The 14,551-nt window shown below is 56.2% G+C and carries 15 protein-coding genes; 10 read left to right on the top strand and 5 right to left on the bottom strand.

Translation table 11 applies throughout. The features are described 5' to 3' along the window. Nucleotides 1-77 precede the first annotated feature (77 nt). The 3 genes from EGY08_RS01580 to EGY08_RS01570 are packed head-to-tail and all read right to left on the bottom strand — an operon-like array spanning nt 78 to nt 2,610. On the bottom strand, nt 78-203 hold the full coding sequence (locus EGY08_RS01580; RefSeq protein WP_004120829.1) for a DUF2474 domain-containing protein: 126 nt from the start codon (nt 201-203) through the stop codon (nt 78-80). After that, entirely contained in the window at nt 203-1,213 is a 1,011-nt protein-coding gene (gene cydB / locus EGY08_RS01575) for a cytochrome d ubiquinol oxidase subunit II (RefSeq protein WP_087829435.1), read from the bottom strand. Before cydB ends, EGY08_RS01580 begins: the two co-directional genes overlap by 1 nt. Then, on the bottom strand, nt 1,213-2,610 hold the full coding sequence (locus EGY08_RS01570; RefSeq protein WP_049112700.1) for a cytochrome ubiquinol oxidase subunit I: 1,398 nt from the start codon (nt 2,608-2,610) through the stop codon (nt 1,213-1,215). The genes cydB and EGY08_RS01570 overlap by 1 nt, the downstream gene beginning before the upstream one ends. 783 nt (nt 2,611-3,393) lie before the next feature. Here EGY08_RS01570 and EGY08_RS01565 point away from each other — a divergent pair. The 6 genes from EGY08_RS01565 to patD all read left to right on the top strand — a co-directional run bounded on the left by EGY08_RS01565 (nt 3,394) and on the right by patD (nt 10,524). Next, on the top strand, nt 3,394-4,806 hold the full coding sequence (locus EGY08_RS01565) for a PLP-dependent aminotransferase family protein (protein WP_032742128.1): 1,413 nt from the start codon (nt 3,394-3,396) through the stop codon (nt 4,804-4,806). A 365-nt stretch (nt 4,807-5,171) separates the two neighbouring features. Beyond that, nucleotides 5,172-6,317 (top strand): putative ABC transporter substrate-binding protein YdcS, encoded by a 1,146-nt coding sequence (gene ydcS, locus EGY08_RS01560; protein WP_004120816.1) that lies wholly within the window; start codon nt 5,172-5,174, stop codon nt 6,315-6,317. 19 nt (nt 6,318-6,336) lie between these two features. Then, complete coding sequence (locus EGY08_RS01555; protein WP_123828104.1) at nt 6,337-7,347, top strand: ABC transporter ATP-binding protein; 1,011 nt, start codon at nt 6,337-6,339, stop codon at nt 7,345-7,347. A 1-nt stretch (nt 7,348) separates the two neighbouring features. Further along, complete coding sequence (locus EGY08_RS01550; protein ID WP_004120810.1) at nt 7,349-8,278, top strand: ABC transporter permease; 930 nt, start codon at nt 7,349-7,351, stop codon at nt 8,276-8,278. Further along, nucleotides 8,268-9,074, top strand: coding sequence for an ABC transporter permease (locus EGY08_RS01545; RefSeq protein ID WP_004120806.1), 807 nt, complete (start codon nt 8,268-8,270; stop codon nt 9,072-9,074). The genes EGY08_RS01550 and EGY08_RS01545 overlap by 11 nt, the downstream gene beginning before the upstream one ends. Nucleotides 9,075-9,096: 22 nt before the next feature. Next, on the top strand, nt 9,097-10,524 hold the full coding sequence (gene patD, locus EGY08_RS01540) for an aminobutyraldehyde dehydrogenase (RefSeq protein ID WP_123828103.1): 1,428 nt from the start codon (nt 9,097-9,099) through the stop codon (nt 10,522-10,524). Between the two features lie 360 nt (nt 10,525-10,884). On the opposite strand, the gene EGY08_RS30625 is transcribed toward patD, so the two are convergent. After that, on the bottom strand, nt 10,885-11,007 hold the full coding sequence (locus EGY08_RS30625; protein WP_004120802.1) for a small membrane protein: 123 nt from the start codon (nt 11,005-11,007) through the stop codon (nt 10,885-10,887). A gap of 558 nt (nt 11,008-11,565) precedes the next feature. On the opposite strand from EGY08_RS30625, the gene EGY08_RS01535 reads away from it, so the two are divergent. After that, a complete protein-coding gene (locus EGY08_RS01535; RefSeq protein ID WP_117076109.1) occupies nt 11,566-11,850 on the top strand; it encodes a hypothetical protein in 285 nt (94 codons plus the stop codon). 52 nt (nt 11,851-11,902) lie between these two features. Here the strand turns inward: EGY08_RS01535 and yncL are convergent, their stop codons facing one another. Continuing rightward, on the bottom strand, nt 11,903-11,995 hold the full coding sequence (yncL, locus tag EGY08_RS01530; protein ID WP_004101822.1) for a stress response membrane protein YncL: 93 nt from the start codon (nt 11,993-11,995) through the stop codon (nt 11,903-11,905). A 198-nt stretch (nt 11,996-12,193) separates the two neighbouring features. On the opposite strand from yncL, the gene EGY08_RS01525 reads away from it, so the two are divergent. From EGY08_RS01525 to EGY08_RS01515, 3 genes are all read left to right on the top strand, one after another. Continuing rightward, complete coding sequence (locus EGY08_RS01525) at nt 12,194-12,367, top strand: GhoT/OrtT family toxin (RefSeq protein ID WP_004120798.1); 174 nt, start codon at nt 12,194-12,196, stop codon at nt 12,365-12,367. A gap of 72 nt (nt 12,368-12,439) precedes the next feature. Continuing rightward, the gene (locus tag EGY08_RS01520; protein ID WP_087829424.1) at nt 12,440-13,210 is read left to right on the top strand and encodes an alpha/beta fold hydrolase; all 771 of its coding nucleotides are present in this window, start codon (nt 12,440-12,442) and stop codon (nt 13,208-13,210) included. 81 nt (nt 13,211-13,291) lie between these two features. Further along, the gene (locus tag EGY08_RS01515; protein WP_004120792.1) at nt 13,292-14,548 is read left to right on the top strand and encodes a putative acyl-CoA thioester hydrolase; all 1,257 of its coding nucleotides are present in this window, start codon (nt 13,292-13,294) and stop codon (nt 14,546-14,548) included. Nucleotides 14,549-14,551: the final 3 nt, after the last annotated feature.

Here is a 14,551-nt window from a genome sequence, read left to right as displayed (position 1 = left end):
TCAGCGGCGCCTGACGGATGGTGAAAAAAAGCCCGACGGCGTGCCGTCGGGCCGAACTTACAACGGTAAGCGCGCTATTACGCTTTCAATCCGGCGGCCGTCATCAGCAGCCGAAATCCCATGCTCACCGCCGCCAGCGCCAGCACGCTTCCTCCCCACAGGGCGACCATCCATAATGTCCGCTTAAGCCATACTCGTTGCATCAGTGATACCCCTCGCCGTGTTGAACTTTGCCGCGAAATACGTAGTAGCTCCAGAAGGTATAGCCGAGGATCACCGGCAGAATCAGCAGCGCGCCGACCAGCATAAAGCCCTGGCTTTGCGGCGGCGCGGCGGCCTGCCAAAGGGTGATGCCCGGCGGAATAATATGCGGCCAGATACTGATCCCCAGTCCGCTAAAGCCGAGAAAGATCAGCCCCAACGTAAGAACAAACGGCAGCAGATGGCTGTCGTTGTTGCGAAGCGCTCGCCATAGCCAGGCGCTTATCGCCGCGACCAGCAGCGGCACCGGCAGCAGGAAGAACAGGTTAGGCAAGCTAAACCAGCGTTCGGCGATGGCCGGCTGCGCCAGCGGCGTCCAGATACTGATGGCGACGATTGCCGCCAGCAGCGCCAGCAGTAAACCACGCGCGGTGACGCGCATATTGCGGTGCAGCGCATTCTCGCTCTTCATGACCAGCCAGCAGGCCCCCAGCAGCGCGTAGGCAATACACAGTCCTAAACCGCAGAACAGGGTAAACGGCGTCAACCAGTCAAACATTCCGCCGCTGAAGCTGCGGCCGCTGACCGCGAAACCGTTGATCACCGCGCCGACCACCATGCCCTGGGTGAAGGTGGCCAGAATGGAGCCGCCCATAAAGGCGCGATCCCAGAACGGACGGTGCGATGGCGTCGCGTTAAAGCGGAATTCAAAAGCGACGCCGCGGAAAATAAGCCCGATCAGCATCAGGGTCAGCGGGATTGCTAGCGCGTCGATAATCACCGCATAGGCTAGCGGAAACGCGCCGAACAGGCCCGCGCCGCCGAGCACCAGCCAGGTCTCATTGCCATCCCAGACCGGCGCGACGCTGTTCACCATGACGTCGCGGTCGGAAGCGTCCCGCGTGGTAGCAAATAAAATGCCGATGCCCAGATCGAAGCCGTCCATCACGATATACATCAGGGTGGCGAAGACGATAATGACAAACCAAATAACCGATAAATCGATACCCATTAATGGGACTCCTTCTGCTGTGCGTGGTCGGTAGCGGCGGAAAGGGGGCGCGCTGGCGTCCCTGACGCGGGCGGCTGCGCTTCCTGCGGCCCTTTGCGAATCAGACGCAGCATATAGCTATAGCCGACGCCGAATACCGAACCGTAGACGACGATAAACGTCAGCAGACTGATCGACATATGCAGGTCGCCGTGCGCGGAGACGGCATCCGCGGTACGTTGTACCCCGTAGACGACCCACGGCTGGCGGCCCACCTCGGTGGTCACCCAGCCTGCAAGAATGGCGATAAGTCCCGAGGGCCCCATCCATAGCGCAAAGCGTAAAAAGGGTCTGGAATGATACAGGCGGCCGCGGTAGCGCAGCCACAGCGCCAGCGCGCCGAGCAGGATCATCAGCATCCCTAGCCCGGCCATCAGGCGGAAGGACCAGAATACGATGGTGGCGTTAGGCCGATCTTCCGCGGCGAACTCCTTCAACGCGGGCACCTGTTTATCCAGGCTGTGGGTAAGGATCAGGCTGCCGAGGGCCGGGATTTCCAGACCATAGCGGGTACGTTCCTGCTGCATATCCGGCCAGCCGAACAGCAGCAGCGGGGTGGACTCACCGGGGATATTTTCCCAGTGGCCTTCAATAGCCGCGATCTTCGCCGGCTGGTGCTTGAGCGTATTCAGCCCGTGCATATCGCCAATCATTGCCTGAATGGGGGCGACAATCAGCGTCATCCACAGCGCCATGGAGAACATCGCGCGAACGGCGGGCGTATTATTACCCCGCAGCAGGTGCCAGGCCGCCGAGGCGCCGACGAACAGCGCGCTGCTGAGAAAGGCCGCCACCGACATATGCAGCAGGCGGTAAGGGAATGACGGGTTAAAGATCACCGCGAACCAGTCCACCGGCACCACCTGACCATTGACGATCTCAAACCCCTGCGGCGTTTGCATCCAGCTGTTGGACGCGAGGATCCAGAAGGTGGAGATAATCGTCCCCAGCGCGACCATACAGGTGGCGAAGAAGTGCAGGCCCGGCCCGACGCGGTTCCAGCCGAACAGCATGACGCCGAGGAATCCGGCTTCCAGGAAGAAGGCGGTCAGGACTTCATAGGTCAGCAGCGGGCCGGTAATGCTCCCGGCAAATTCGGAGAAACCGCTCCAGTTGGTGCCAAACTGGTAGGCCATCACCAGACCGGAGACCACCCCCATGCCGAAGTTGACGGCAAAGATTTTCGACCAGAAGTGGTACAGCGAGCGCCAGGTCGGGTTTTTCGTTTTTAACCATAAGCCTTCGAGCACCGCCAGGTAGCTGGCTAAGCCGATGGTGATGGCGGGGAAGATGATATGAAATGACACGGTGAAGGCGAACTGGATCCGCGCCAGGTGAAATGCATCAAGACCAAACATGCAGAACTCCACAACAAAATTGATTCAGCGCAATTCTAGGCCTCCACCCAGGCCGATAGCAGGAACAAAAAACCTATTTTTTATCTATAACAGTTGTCGATTTGCGCTCTTTTTTGATGTCTCAACTCTTTTTTTCTAAAAGCAAACTATTTAACGCGCCGGGATAGTATGTTATTTTGATTAGACGTGAGTGCTGCCTGTCAGTATTTCAACGCTCCTTTGGGTAAGCGAGATTTATATATTTTTTTTAAATATAGATTCGCTGAATAAATCATAAAACGCGTATTAATCCTATAATAAAACAATTGTCCGTTTTCTCTCCGGTCGCGCGTTGCGTCATTAACGCTGGTCTCGCGCGCTGTGGATTTTACTCTGGGATTTGGGTTCAGGGGATACGCACTCTGAGTTAAGCGTATGTTTAATATATGCCTGTAATCTTAAGCGGTTGGTTATTGGAAAGTGTATTTATTGATTATATTTTACAGAGGATGTGATTTTGTCAACTAATGGACTTCGCAGTTTATGTACTGTTTTGTTAATTATGACTTTTTTTTGGGTATTCGTTGTTAGCGGATTCATTATGTTATTTTAAAAACGCTTGTTGTTTAAGCGCTTGAGTTTGTTCTGTATCAAATAGATATATGAGCAATAAACGAATAGCTTAGCGATAGGTAATTCGTGCTATCGCCGATGCCAATCTTTGTAAATAGGTCAGTATATAAATACTGGCCTATTTTTTTAACTGATATACAATCGTGCAGACATTTTCTTGCGGATATCTCTATGAAAAAGTACCAGCAGCTGGCGCAGCAGATCACCGAACAGATTGGGCTTGGAGTGTGGTTACCCGGCGACAGACTGCCTTCGCTGCGTGAGCAGGTAGTGAGCAGCGGAATGAGCTTCATGACCGTCAGCCACGCCTATCAGTTGCTGGAAAGCCAGGGGCGGATTATCGCGCGCCCGCAGTCCGGTTATTATGTCGCGCCGCAGCCGCTCAAACAGCGCCAGCCGGAACCGCCTCCGCAGGTGACGCGCGACGAGTCCGTCGATATCAATACCTACATTTTCGAGGTGCTGCAGGCCAGCCGCCAGGCCTCAATGCTGCCCTTTGCCTCCGCTTTTCCCGACCCGCGCCTGTTCCCGCTGCCGCAGCTCAACCGATCCCTGGCGCAGGTCAGCAAAACCGCTACCGCCATGAGCGTGATTGAAAACCTGCCGCCGGGGAATGATGAACTACGCCACGCGATTGCCCGACGCTACGCGCTGCAGGGAATGAATATCTCGCCGGATGAAATTGTCATTACCGCCGGGGCGCTGGAGGCGTTGAATCTTAGCCTGCAGGCCGTCACCGAACCTGGCGATTGGGTGGTTGTGGAAAACCCCTGCTTCTACGGGGCGCTGCAGGCACTGGAAAGGCTGCGCCTGAAGGCGCTGTCGGTGGCGACCGACGTCAAAGAGGGGATTGACCTCGACGCGCTGGAGCAGGCATTGCAGAATTACCCGGTTAAGGCCTGCTGGCTGATGACCAACGGGCAAAACCCGCTCGGCTTTACCCTCAGCGCAGAGAAAAAAGCGCAGCTTGTTGCCCTGCTGGCGCGCTACAAGGTGATGCTGATTGAAGATGACGTATATAGCGAACTCTATTTCGGCCGCGAGAAACCGCTGCCGGCAAAGTACTGGGATCGCGACGATATGACGCTGCACTGCAGCTCGTTTTCGAAATGCCTGGTCCCCGGCTTTCGCATTGGCTGGGTGGCGGCGGGCAAGCACGCCCGACGTATTCAGCAGCTACAGCTGATGAGCACGCTCTCTACCAGTTCGCCAATGCAGCTGGCGCTGGTGGATTACCTTTCGACCAAGCGCTACGACGCCCATTTGCGGCGTTTGCGCCGCCAGCTTGCCGAGCGCAAGCAGCTGGCCTGGCAGGCACTGCTGCGCCATCTTCCGGCAGAAGTAAAAATTCATCATAGCGATAGCGGCTATTTTCTCTGGCTTGAGCTCCCCGCCGGGAGCGACGCGGGGGAGCTGAGCGCCCGCGCGCTAGCGTATAACATCAGCATTGCGCCGGGAAAAATGTTCTCCACCACTGACAGCTGGACCGCATTTTTCCGCTTTAACACCGCGTGGGGCTGGGGCGAAAGAGAGGAGCAGGGGGTTAAGCGGCTGGGCGATCTGATTCGCGAGATGCTGGCCTAGCTAAAATTGCGCCCGTCAGGCATGCACGGCAGCGGTTAAAACAGGTTGGTCGCCATGCTGTCGTTTTGTTTATATCCGGCGATTATCCTCGCCGAAAAATAAGCCGCCTTAGTCTTTCAGTTATCATGCCGGTTATTATTTTACCGGCATGAGCCATATGAAATTTGCATAGTCGTATTATCTCGCTAACTCCTTGTCTATAATCCACAAAGTTATCCCGTGTATCTCGTTTTTGCGTAATGCGCCCCTTGTCACAACCTGAATAATTTTCCCCAGGGGGCTATAGCGCGCCGTCTACTGTTATTAAGGGAGATATTTTTACGGCACGGCTGCCGCTCATTTTCTTGTGACAGGAGTAAGACCCGATGAGCAATAAAATTGCCCGCGGCAGCTTATGCGTGCTGGGTATGGTTTTCCTGACGGCGCAGGCCGCCGAGCCGCCGACTTCTCTCGATAAAGGCGAAGGCCGTCTCGATATTATCGCCTGGCCGGGATATATCGAACGGGGACAGACCGATAAAAGCTACGACTGGGTAACCCAGTTTGAAAAAGAATCGGGCTGTCAGGTCAATGTTAAAACCGCCGCCACATCCGACGAGATGGTCAGCCTGATGGCGAAAGGCGGTTATGACCTGGTCACCGCCTCCGGCGACGCTTCGCTGCGCCTGATTATGGGCAAGCGCGTACAGCCGATTGACACCTCGCTGATCGCCAACTGGAAGTCCCTCGACCCGCGGGTGGAAAAAGGCGCATGGTTCAACGTCAACGGTAAGGTTTACGGCACCCCGTACCAGTGGGGGCCGAATCTGCTGATGTACAACAGCAAAATCTTCCCGACGCCGCCTGATAGCTGGAGCGTGGTGTTCGTCAAACAAAATCTGCCGGACGGCAAAACCAACCTGGGCCGGGTGCAGGCCTATGACGGGCCGATTTATATTGCCGATGCTGCGCTCTTTGTCAAAGCCACCCAGCCGCAGCTCGGTATCACCGACCCCTATCAGCTCACCGAAGCGCAATATCAGGCGGTACTCAAGGTTCTGCGCGATCAGCACGCCCTGATTCATCGCTACTGGCACGATACCACCGTACAGATGAGTGATTTTAAAAACGAAGGCGTCGTGGCCTCCAGCGCCTGGCCGTATCAGGCCAACGGCCTGAAAGCGGAAGGCCAGCCGATTGCTACCGTTTTCCCGAAAGAGGGGGTTACCGGCTGGGCGGATACCACCATGCTGCATAGCGACGCAAAACATCCGGTCTGCGCCTATAAATGGATGAACTGGTCGCTGACGCCGAAAGTCCAGGGCGATGTCGCTGCCTGGTTTGGTTCTCTGCCGGTGGTTCCTGAAGGGTGCAAAGCCAGTACGCTACTGGGAGATAAGGGCTGCGAGACCAACGGCTATAACGAGTTCACCAAAATCGCGTTCTGGAAAACGCCGGTCGCGGAAGGCGGGAAATTCGTACCCTACAGCCGCTGGACCCAGGATTACATCGCGATTATGGGCGGTCGTTAAGTCGCCGGAGGCGAACAATATGCACGCGGTAGAGTTCGATAATGTCTCGCGGCTGTACGGCGACGTACGGGCGGTGGATGGCGTCAGCATCGCCATTCGCGACGGTGAGTTTTTCTCCATGCTGGGGCCCTCCGGCTCCGGCAAAACCACCTGCCTGCGCCTGATTGCCGGGTTTGAACAGCTCTCTGGCGGCGCGATTCGCATTTTTGGTAAACCGGCCAGCGAGCTGCCGCCGTGGCAGCGCGACGTTAATACCGTTTTCCAGGATTACGCGCTGTTTCCTCATATGTCGGTGCTCGATAACGTCGCCTACGGTCTGATGGTTAAAGGAATCGGCAAAAAGGAGCGTCACGCCCGCGCGATGGAGGCGCTGGAGAGGGTCGCGCTCGCGTTTGTGCACGCGCGAAGGCCATCACAGCTTTCCGGCGGACAGCGTCAGCGGGTAGCGATCGCCCGCGCGCTGGTGAATCAGCCGCGGGTCCTGCTGCTGGATGAGCCGCTCGGCGCGCTGGATTTAAAGCTGCGTGAGCAGATGCAGCTGGAGTTGAAAAAACTGCAGCAGGCGCTGGGCATCACCTTTATTTTTGTTACCCATGATCAGGGGGAAGCACTGTCGATGTCCGATCGGGTGGCTGTGTTTAATAATGGGCGAATCGAACAGATTGATGCGCCCCAGGACCTCTATCTGCGGCCGAAAACGGCGTTTGTGGCCAGCTTTATCGGTACCGCCAACGTGTTCAGCGGAGAACGGGCGCATAGGCTCTGCGCGATGGCGGGATCCTGGTCGCTGCGTCCGGAGCATATTCGTCTGAATACCGCCGGTGAGATCCAGATTGCGGGGGTGGTACAGGCGGTACAGTATCAGGGGGCCGCGACTCGGGTCGAACTCAAGCTGGCCGATGGCGAGAAGCTGTTGGTGAGTCAGGCGAACGTTGATGGTCATGCCGCGTTAAACGCACCGCCGGTGGGACAAACGGTGCTGGCTTCGTGGTCGCGTGCGGCAATGGTGCCGCTGGAGAGCGGGGGCTGATATGACGATGGCGATTCCGTCCGCTTCTCCCGGGCGCTTATCCGCGCTGTTTTGGCGTAAACCCTCGCTGGCCCTGTTTTTGCTTCTTCTTGGCCCGCTAATGTGGTTCGGCATTGTCTATCTGGGATCGTTGCTGACCCTGCTATGGCAAAGCTTCTACACTTTCGATGATTTCACCATGTCAGTGACTCAGGACCTGACGCTGGCCAATTTGCGGGCGTTGTTTAACCCGGCAAACTACGACATCATTCTCCGTACTCTGATGATGGCGCTGTCGGTAACGATCGCCAGCGCGATCCTGGCATTGCCTATGGCCTGGTATATGGCCCGCTACACCCGCGGCAAGATGAAGGCGTTTTTCTATATCGCCGTAATGCTGCCGATGTGGGCGAGCTATATCGTCAAAGCCTATGCCTGGACGCTGCTGCTGGCAAAAGATGGCGTCGCGCAGTGGTTTCTGCGCCATTTGGGGCTGGAAAGCCTGCTGAGTCTGGTGCTGACGATCCCCGCGGTAGGCGGCAATACGCTGTCGACTTCCGGTTTGGGCCGCTTTCTGGTGTTCGTCTATATCTGGCTGCCGTTTATGATCCTGCCGGTGCAGGCTGCGCTGGAACGCCTGCCGCCGTCGTTGCTTCAGGCCTCCGCCGATCTTGGCGCCCGTCCGCGCCAGACATTCCGCTACGTGGTTCTGCCGTTGGCGATTCCCGGCATTGCCGCGGGATCGATTTTTACCTTTTCCCTGACGCTCGGCGATTTTATCGTCCCGCAGCTGGTGGGGCCGCCGGGGTTCTTTATCGGCAATATGGTCTATTCCCAGCAGGGAGCGATTGGCAATATGCCGATGGCGGCGGCCTTTACCCTCGTACCAATCGTGCTGATTGCCCTTTATCTGGCGTTCGTGAAACGTCTGGGAGCGTTTGATGCACTCTGACCGCGCGCCGCTGCTCCTGAAGGTGGCAACCTGGGGCGGGGTAATCTTCCTGCATTTCCCGCTACTGATTATCGCCCTCTATGCGTTTAATACCGAAGACGCCGCCTTCAGCTTTCCGCCGCAGGGCCTGACGCTGCGCTGGTTTAGCGAAGCTGCGGGGCGCGGCGACATTATCGAATCCGTGACGTTGTCACTTAAGGTTGCCGCGCTTTCTACCGCCATCGCCCTGGTACTTGGCACGCTGGCTGCAGGTGCGCTGTGGCGCAGCGCGTTTTTTGGTAAGAACGCCGTGTCGTTGCTGCTGCTGTTGCCGATAGCGCTGCCCGGCATTATTACCGGACTGGCGCTGCTCACCGCCTTTAAGGCCGTCAATCTTGAGCCGGGGCTGCTGACGATAGTCGTAGGCCACGCGACCTTCTGTGTCGTGGTGGTGTTTAACAACGTGATTGCCCGCTTTCGCCGGACCTCCTGGAGTCTCGTCGAAGCGTCGATGGACTTAGGCGCAACGGGCTGGCAGACCTTTCGCTATGTGGTGCTGCCTAATCTGGGTTCGGCGCTGCTGGCGGGAGGCATGCTGGCGTTTGCCCTGTCGTTTGATGAAATTATCGTTACCACCTTTACCGCCGGACACGAGCGTACGCTGCCGCTCTGGCTGCTCAATCAGCTCGGACGCCCGCGCGATGTCCCGATAACCAACGTGGTTGCGCTGCTGGTGATGGTGGTGACGATGATTCCGATTCTGGGGGCATGGTGGCTCACCCGTGACGGCGACATCAGCGCTGAAAACGGAAAATAAAATACCGATACAGGATAATGCTATGCAAAATAACCTTTTGATTAACGGTAAGTTAGTGGCTGGGGAAGGCGAGGCTGTGCCGGTGTTTAATCCTGCCTCCGGTGAAGAGATCGTGTCGATAGCCGAAGCTACGCCGGCGCAGGTTGAGGCCGCGGTTGAGGCCGCAGACCAGGCCTTTGTCAACTGGAGCCAGACCACGCCCAAGAGCCGCGCTGAATGCCTGCTGGCGCTGGCGGACGTGATTGACGAACATGCGCAGACGCTGGCTAAGCTTGAATCGCTCAACTGCGGCAAGCCTCTGCACTGCGTGATCAACGATGAACTGCCGGCGGTCGCCGATGTGTTCCGCTTCTTTGCCGGGGCGGCGCGCTGTCTGCCGGGTATGGCGGCCGGTGAGTATCTCGAAGGCCACACCTCCATGATCCGCCGCGATCCGGTTGGCGTGGTGGCCTCCATCGCGCCGTGGAACTACCCGCTGATGATGGCGGCGTGGAAGCTGGCACCGGCGCTGGCCGCCGGCAACTGCGTGGTGATCAAACCCTCGGAGATTACCCCTTTGACCGCGTTGAAGCTGGGCGAACTGGCAAAAGAGGTTTTTCCCGCCGGGGTGCTTAACGTGCTGTTTGGCCGCGGCGCTACCGTCGGCGATCCGCTCACCGCCCATGCAAAGGTGCGCATGGTGTCGTTGACCGGTTCGATTGCCACCGGCGCGCATATCATCGGCCACACCGCGTCGTCGATTAAGCGTACCCATATGGAACTGGGCGGGAAAGCGCCGGTTATCGTCTTTGATGATGCGGATATCGATGCGGTGGTGGAGGGGGTACGGACCTTTGGTTTCTATAACGCCGGTCAGGACTGCACCGCCGCCTGCCGGATTTACGCCCAGGCCGGGATTTATGACCAACTGGTGGAAAAACTCGGCGCCGCGGTCGCCAGCCTGAAGATGGGCCCGCCGGACGATGAGACCACCGAGCTGGGGCCGCTGAGTTCACAAGCACATCTGGACCGGGTCAGCGCCGCCGTCGATGCCGCCCGCGCGCTGCCGCATATTCAAGTGATCGCCGGCGGCAACAAAGCGTCCGGTAACGGCTACTATTACCAGCCGACGCTGCTGGCGGGAGCCAGGCAGGAAGATGCGATTGTCCAACGCGAGGTATTCGGCCCGGTCGTCAGCGTCACCTCGTTTACTGATGAAGAGCAGGCGCTAAGCTGGGCTAACGATTCACAGTATGGTCTGGCCTCGTCGGTGTGGACCAGGGATGTCGGCAGAGCGCATCGCCTTAGCGCGCGTTTGCAGTATGGCTGCACCTGGGTCAACACCCATTTCATGCTGGTCAGCGAAATGCCGCACGGCGGGCAGAAGCTTTCCGGCTATGGCAAAGATATGTCGATGTATGGCCTGGAGGATTACACCACTATCCGGCACGTAATGATTAAACACGGGTAGGGCACAGTCGTGATAATCCCCGAGTGGATACATTACCCTGCTAATAGTTAGCGATAGCAGAAAAAGTTAAAACGGAAGCGGGGTTTTATGAGAGTATTCTTATGCCCCTTCAAGAGCTAAGCCATGATGAGTGCCGGAGATAAGCGCCGGATGGGGCTGGTATCCTTCCCCGGGGCGCGCGATGCGCCCTGAGCGGGATGCCGCGATATGACGATACTCATTCCCGGGCCCCTGCATCATCTGCAGGGGCTTTTTGTTGTTCAGACGCTACTGGTTTGTTACTGCGAGTTTGCCCGATGTCATGCGGTCGCGCATTTATTACGTATCAAGGCATCTATTTTTTGGTAAATGATAATCAGGCTAACGTTTTGTTTTTTTGCTCGGTAAACTCGCCTGGCGACGCTCGCGAACGTAGGAAAAAAGATTATAAATTGCAGCAACTAATAAAATTAACGCCACAATAAGAACGGCGATTCCGGACATGTGCCACCTCAAAAATAAATGAGTAAAAAACAAGCTTCGCATAACTTGTGATTATGAATGTATGATTTTGTGCTAAATAACGCAAATGATATTTCTTATCATTTAAAACAATTCGCAGGCTTTTGGTTATCATGATCTAGTGTAAAATATTGATATATTTGTTCTTTTTGTTGGTGTGTTCATTTTGCTGAAATCCTCGCTGCCGCTGACCCTGCTAATAATGATGATCGCAAAATGCTCTCGCGAATCTGCGCGTATAAAGAGTAATGAACAATTACCCCGTACAATGAAAAGCGCATTCGCTTTCGGCAATACCGTTATGTATGGATTACAGCGCAGGAGTCATATTTATGGTTGATATTAACCCTATTATTTATGGTGGAATTTGCGGCGACAGGTGAGATTAATATCTCTGACGGCAGCGATTTAACTTTGACGATATTTTATCCCCCGCCTTCACCTATAAGCTGATGGTGAATGTAATATTTTTGTTAAATTTACGGGCGTCATTACGGCTAATACGCGACGCGCCGGGCGTTTGACTTTCTATAGCCGCTCATGCGAACATTCGGCGCAATTTGTTGCTTCGAAGTTGATATTGTTTTGAAAAAAATAGCGTGTTTTCTCTTTGTGGCCTGCGCCACGGCGATGCTTTACGGCAATTTTCCGGCCAAACAGATTATTGGCTGTGAAAAGCAGGGGGGCGCGGAATCGATTTGCATGGCGGCCGCGTGGGATAGTGAAAAAGTCGATCTGCTGCCGGCATGGAATCCAGAAGTTCAAAGGTTGATGGCCGCGCAAAAGCGTGCGCCTGCAGCGGAGGCGGGGTCTTTCAAATCGTAAAAAAGCAGCCTGACCAGGCTGCTTTTTTAGGTTTCGCTGCTGAGTAAAATCTTTAAAACCAACCAAAACGAACGGATAACAGGCCGATAAGCGCGAGTGCCGCGCCGACATTTATCAGAAGGACGGTTTTGCTGGAAACATCCATAACGCCACCTTTATGAATAAGCCTCTACAGTTATAGTACGAGCTTAAAGGTTGCGCTATCGGACAAAGATGAATCAGGCGTTTTTCCGAAATTAACCCTGTTGTGTGTTTTAAAAATGCCATAATCCCTGACGCACTCTGCGGATGCGAAAAGGCATCGCGATATGCGTAAATGCCGGTCAGGGAAGGAAGAAGAAAAATGACTTTATACCAGAAAATGCTGGTTTTTTATGCAGTTATGGGCTGTGTTTGTGCGGTAATAAGCTGGTTCTTAACCAAAGAGAGCCGCTGGATCCGACTGCTGGCGGCGCTGCTGATTGGCGCGACCTGGCCGTTCAGTTTTCCCATGGCGCTGCTGGTCTCCCTGTTTTGATTTAAAAATCGATAGCTCACCTTATGTTATGACTGTATAAAAAAACAGGCGTAATTAAATGGAGGCTTTTCGATGAACGGTTTTTATTCTTCTCAGGCTGGCGCCACCGTGCGCTGGCTCGATCTGCCCGGTCGCGGCGAACCCATTGTCTTTATCCACGGCCTGGGCTGTGCCTCAAGCTATGATTATCCGCGCGTTGCTGCCGACCCGGCGCTGGCCGGGCGGCGAATGATCCTTGTCGATTTACCCGGCTTCGGCTATAGCGATAAACCTGAATCCTTCAGCTACCGTATCGCCGATCAGGCAGCGGTAGTGGCCGAGCTGGTGGATCGCTTAGCCCTTGAACGCTGCTATTTATTTGGTCACAGCATGGGCGGCAGCGTCGCGATTGAAGCGGCCGGGCGGCTTGCCGAACGGGTGCGGGCGCTGCTGGTGGCCGAACCCAATCTCTATCCCGGGGGCGGAATGTACAGCAGGCGCATCGCCGGGCAAACGGAAGAACGCTTTATTGCCCGTGGTTACGCCGATATGCTTTCCGCCGAAACCTCGCCATGGGCCGGCTGCCTGCAAAACAGCGCCCCCTGGGCGGTGTGGCGCGGCGCGGTCAGTCTGGTGAAGGGTGCTAATCCCTCCTGGTTCGCGCGCTTTGTCAATTTATCCTGCCCCAGAGCGCTGATATACGGAGCATTATCGCTGCCTGCCCAGGAAGCGACGGAGAGTGAAGCCGCCGGGATCCCGCTGCTGATGATCCCGCAGGCCGGGCATTCCATGGCGTGGGAAAACCCCTCAGCGCTGGCGCGTACGCTGGCCGATTTTTACGCCGGTATTGACGCAGAAGCCTGATTCGTGATCGCTATACACAAAAAGAAACAATATTTCATTTATTTTGGTATTCCGTTTTTTTATTTTTTTGGCGAGCGTGAAATGCGAAAAATCACTATCTTGGGTATCTCGGCTTTACTCTGTACACCGCTGCTTCTGCAAGGGTGCGTGTCGCAAAATCCGCGCGGGACAACCTCCCGCCCACAGCTTACGGCGGCGGAAGCGGCAACCTTCACCATGGAACGCTATTTTGCGCAAGGCGGCGCGTTGAGTGCCCCCGATGGCCCCTGGTCGCCATCGCCTGCGCGTCTCCCGCGGGCCGAAAGCGCGTGGCGCGTGGCGCCATCGGGCGCGCCGTTCACCCGCATTCAGCAGGCGGTCAATGCGGCAATCAACCAACACGCGGCCGGTGATGGGCGTATCTATATCCGCATTGAACCGGGTATCTATCGGGAGACGGTCTATATCCCAGAAGGGGCGCCGCCGATAACCCTCTACGGCGCCGGGGATAACCCTGAAGCGGTGAGAATAGAGCTGGCAATCGACTCGCAATTCCCGGTAACGCGCTATCGCCAGCAGGTGAATAGCCAGCAACAGTATCGTGAAGGCGATCCGGCCTGGTATCAGTATGCGCTTTGCGCCGGACGCACCGCCAGGACGATAGGCACCAACTGCGCGGCGGTGATGTGGTCACAAAGCGCGGATTTTCAGCTGCTGAACCTCAGCGTAGTCAATAGCCTGCTGGACAACGTCGATGGTGGGACCCATCAGGGCGTGGCGCTGCGGACCGATGGCGATCGGGTGCAGCTGGAGAACGTCCGTCTGCTGGGACGCCAGGATACGCTCTATGTCAATACCAGCAATCGGCGCAATGAGGCGGTGACCGACCGTATCAGCCGGGTATATGTCAAAGACAGCTACATAGAAGGCGATGTGGACTATGTTTTTGGCCGGGCAAACGTGGTTTTTGATAATGTCCATTTTCACACCGTCTCAACGCGCCTCTCGCCCGAAGCTTACGTGCTTGCGCCGAATACGCTGCCGGATAACCCGTGTGGATTTCTGGTGATCAACAGCCGTTTTACCGGCGATAGCGGCTATCGGGGCGGCTTCAAGGCGAAGCTTGGCCGCGCCTGGGACCAGGGGGCGGGCAAGACCGGCTATTTACCCGGAAAAACCGCTAACGGGCAGGCGCTTATCGCCAACAGCACTATCGATCAAAGCTACGATCGGCTTTCCCCCTGGGGCGCTGCGGCCACCACCTCCCGGCCGTTCCGCGGCAATACCGCCGCAGAACGTCAGCTTGATGATGTTGCCTTCAATCGCCTGTGGGAATTCAATAACCACTGGCAGCCCTGAGGC

It is taken from the genome of Klebsiella sp. FDAARGOS_511 (assembly GCF_003812845.1).
GTDB lineage: Bacteria > Pseudomonadota > Gammaproteobacteria > Enterobacterales > Enterobacteriaceae > Klebsiella > Klebsiella grimontii.
This window is presented reverse-complemented; position numbering and strand designations above follow the sequence as displayed.

Bases quoted from the DNA above. Each gene is read 5' to 3' on its own strand.
- EGY08_RS01580 (WP_004120829.1), bottom strand. From the start codon at position 203: ATGCAACGAGTATGGCTTAAGCGGACATTATGGATGGTCGCCCTGTGG.
- cydB (WP_087829435.1), bottom strand. From the start codon at position 1,213: ATGGGTATCGATTTATCGGTTATTTGGTTTGTCATTATCGTCTTCGCC.
- EGY08_RS01570 (WP_049112700.1), bottom strand. From the start codon at position 2,610: ATGTTTGGTCTTGATGCATTTCACCTGGCGCGGATCCAGTTCGCCTTC.
- EGY08_RS01565 (WP_032742128.1), top strand. From the start codon at position 3,394: ATGAAAAAGTACCAGCAGCTGGCGCAGCAGATCACCGAACAGATTGGG.
- ydcS (WP_004120816.1), top strand. From the start codon at position 5,172: ATGAGCAATAAAATTGCCCGCGGCAGCTTATGCGTGCTGGGTATGGTT.
- EGY08_RS01555 (WP_123828104.1), top strand. From the start codon at position 6,337: ATGCACGCGGTAGAGTTCGATAATGTCTCGCGGCTGTACGGCGACGTA.
- EGY08_RS01550 (WP_004120810.1), top strand. From the start codon at position 7,349: ATGACGATGGCGATTCCGTCCGCTTCTCCCGGGCGCTTATCCGCGCTG.
- EGY08_RS01545 (WP_004120806.1), top strand. From the start codon at position 8,268: ATGCACTCTGACCGCGCGCCGCTGCTCCTGAAGGTGGCAACCTGGGGC.
- patD (WP_123828103.1), top strand. From the start codon at position 9,097: ATGCAAAATAACCTTTTGATTAACGGTAAGTTAGTGGCTGGGGAAGGC.
- EGY08_RS30625 (WP_004120802.1), bottom strand. From the start codon at position 11,007: ATGTCCGGAATCGCCGTTCTTATTGTGGCGTTAATTTTATTAGTTGCT.
- EGY08_RS01535 (WP_117076109.1), top strand. From the start codon at position 11,566: ATGCGAACATTCGGCGCAATTTGTTGCTTCGAAGTTGATATTGTTTTG.
- yncL (WP_004101822.1), bottom strand. From the start codon at position 11,995: ATGGATGTTTCCAGCAAAACCGTCCTTCTGATAAATGTCGGCGCGGCA.
- EGY08_RS01525 (WP_004120798.1), top strand. From the start codon at position 12,194: ATGACTTTATACCAGAAAATGCTGGTTTTTTATGCAGTTATGGGCTGT.
- EGY08_RS01520 (WP_087829424.1), top strand. From the start codon at position 12,440: ATGAACGGTTTTTATTCTTCTCAGGCTGGCGCCACCGTGCGCTGGCTC.
- EGY08_RS01515 (WP_004120792.1), top strand. From the start codon at position 13,292: ATGCGAAAAATCACTATCTTGGGTATCTCGGCTTTACTCTGTACACCG.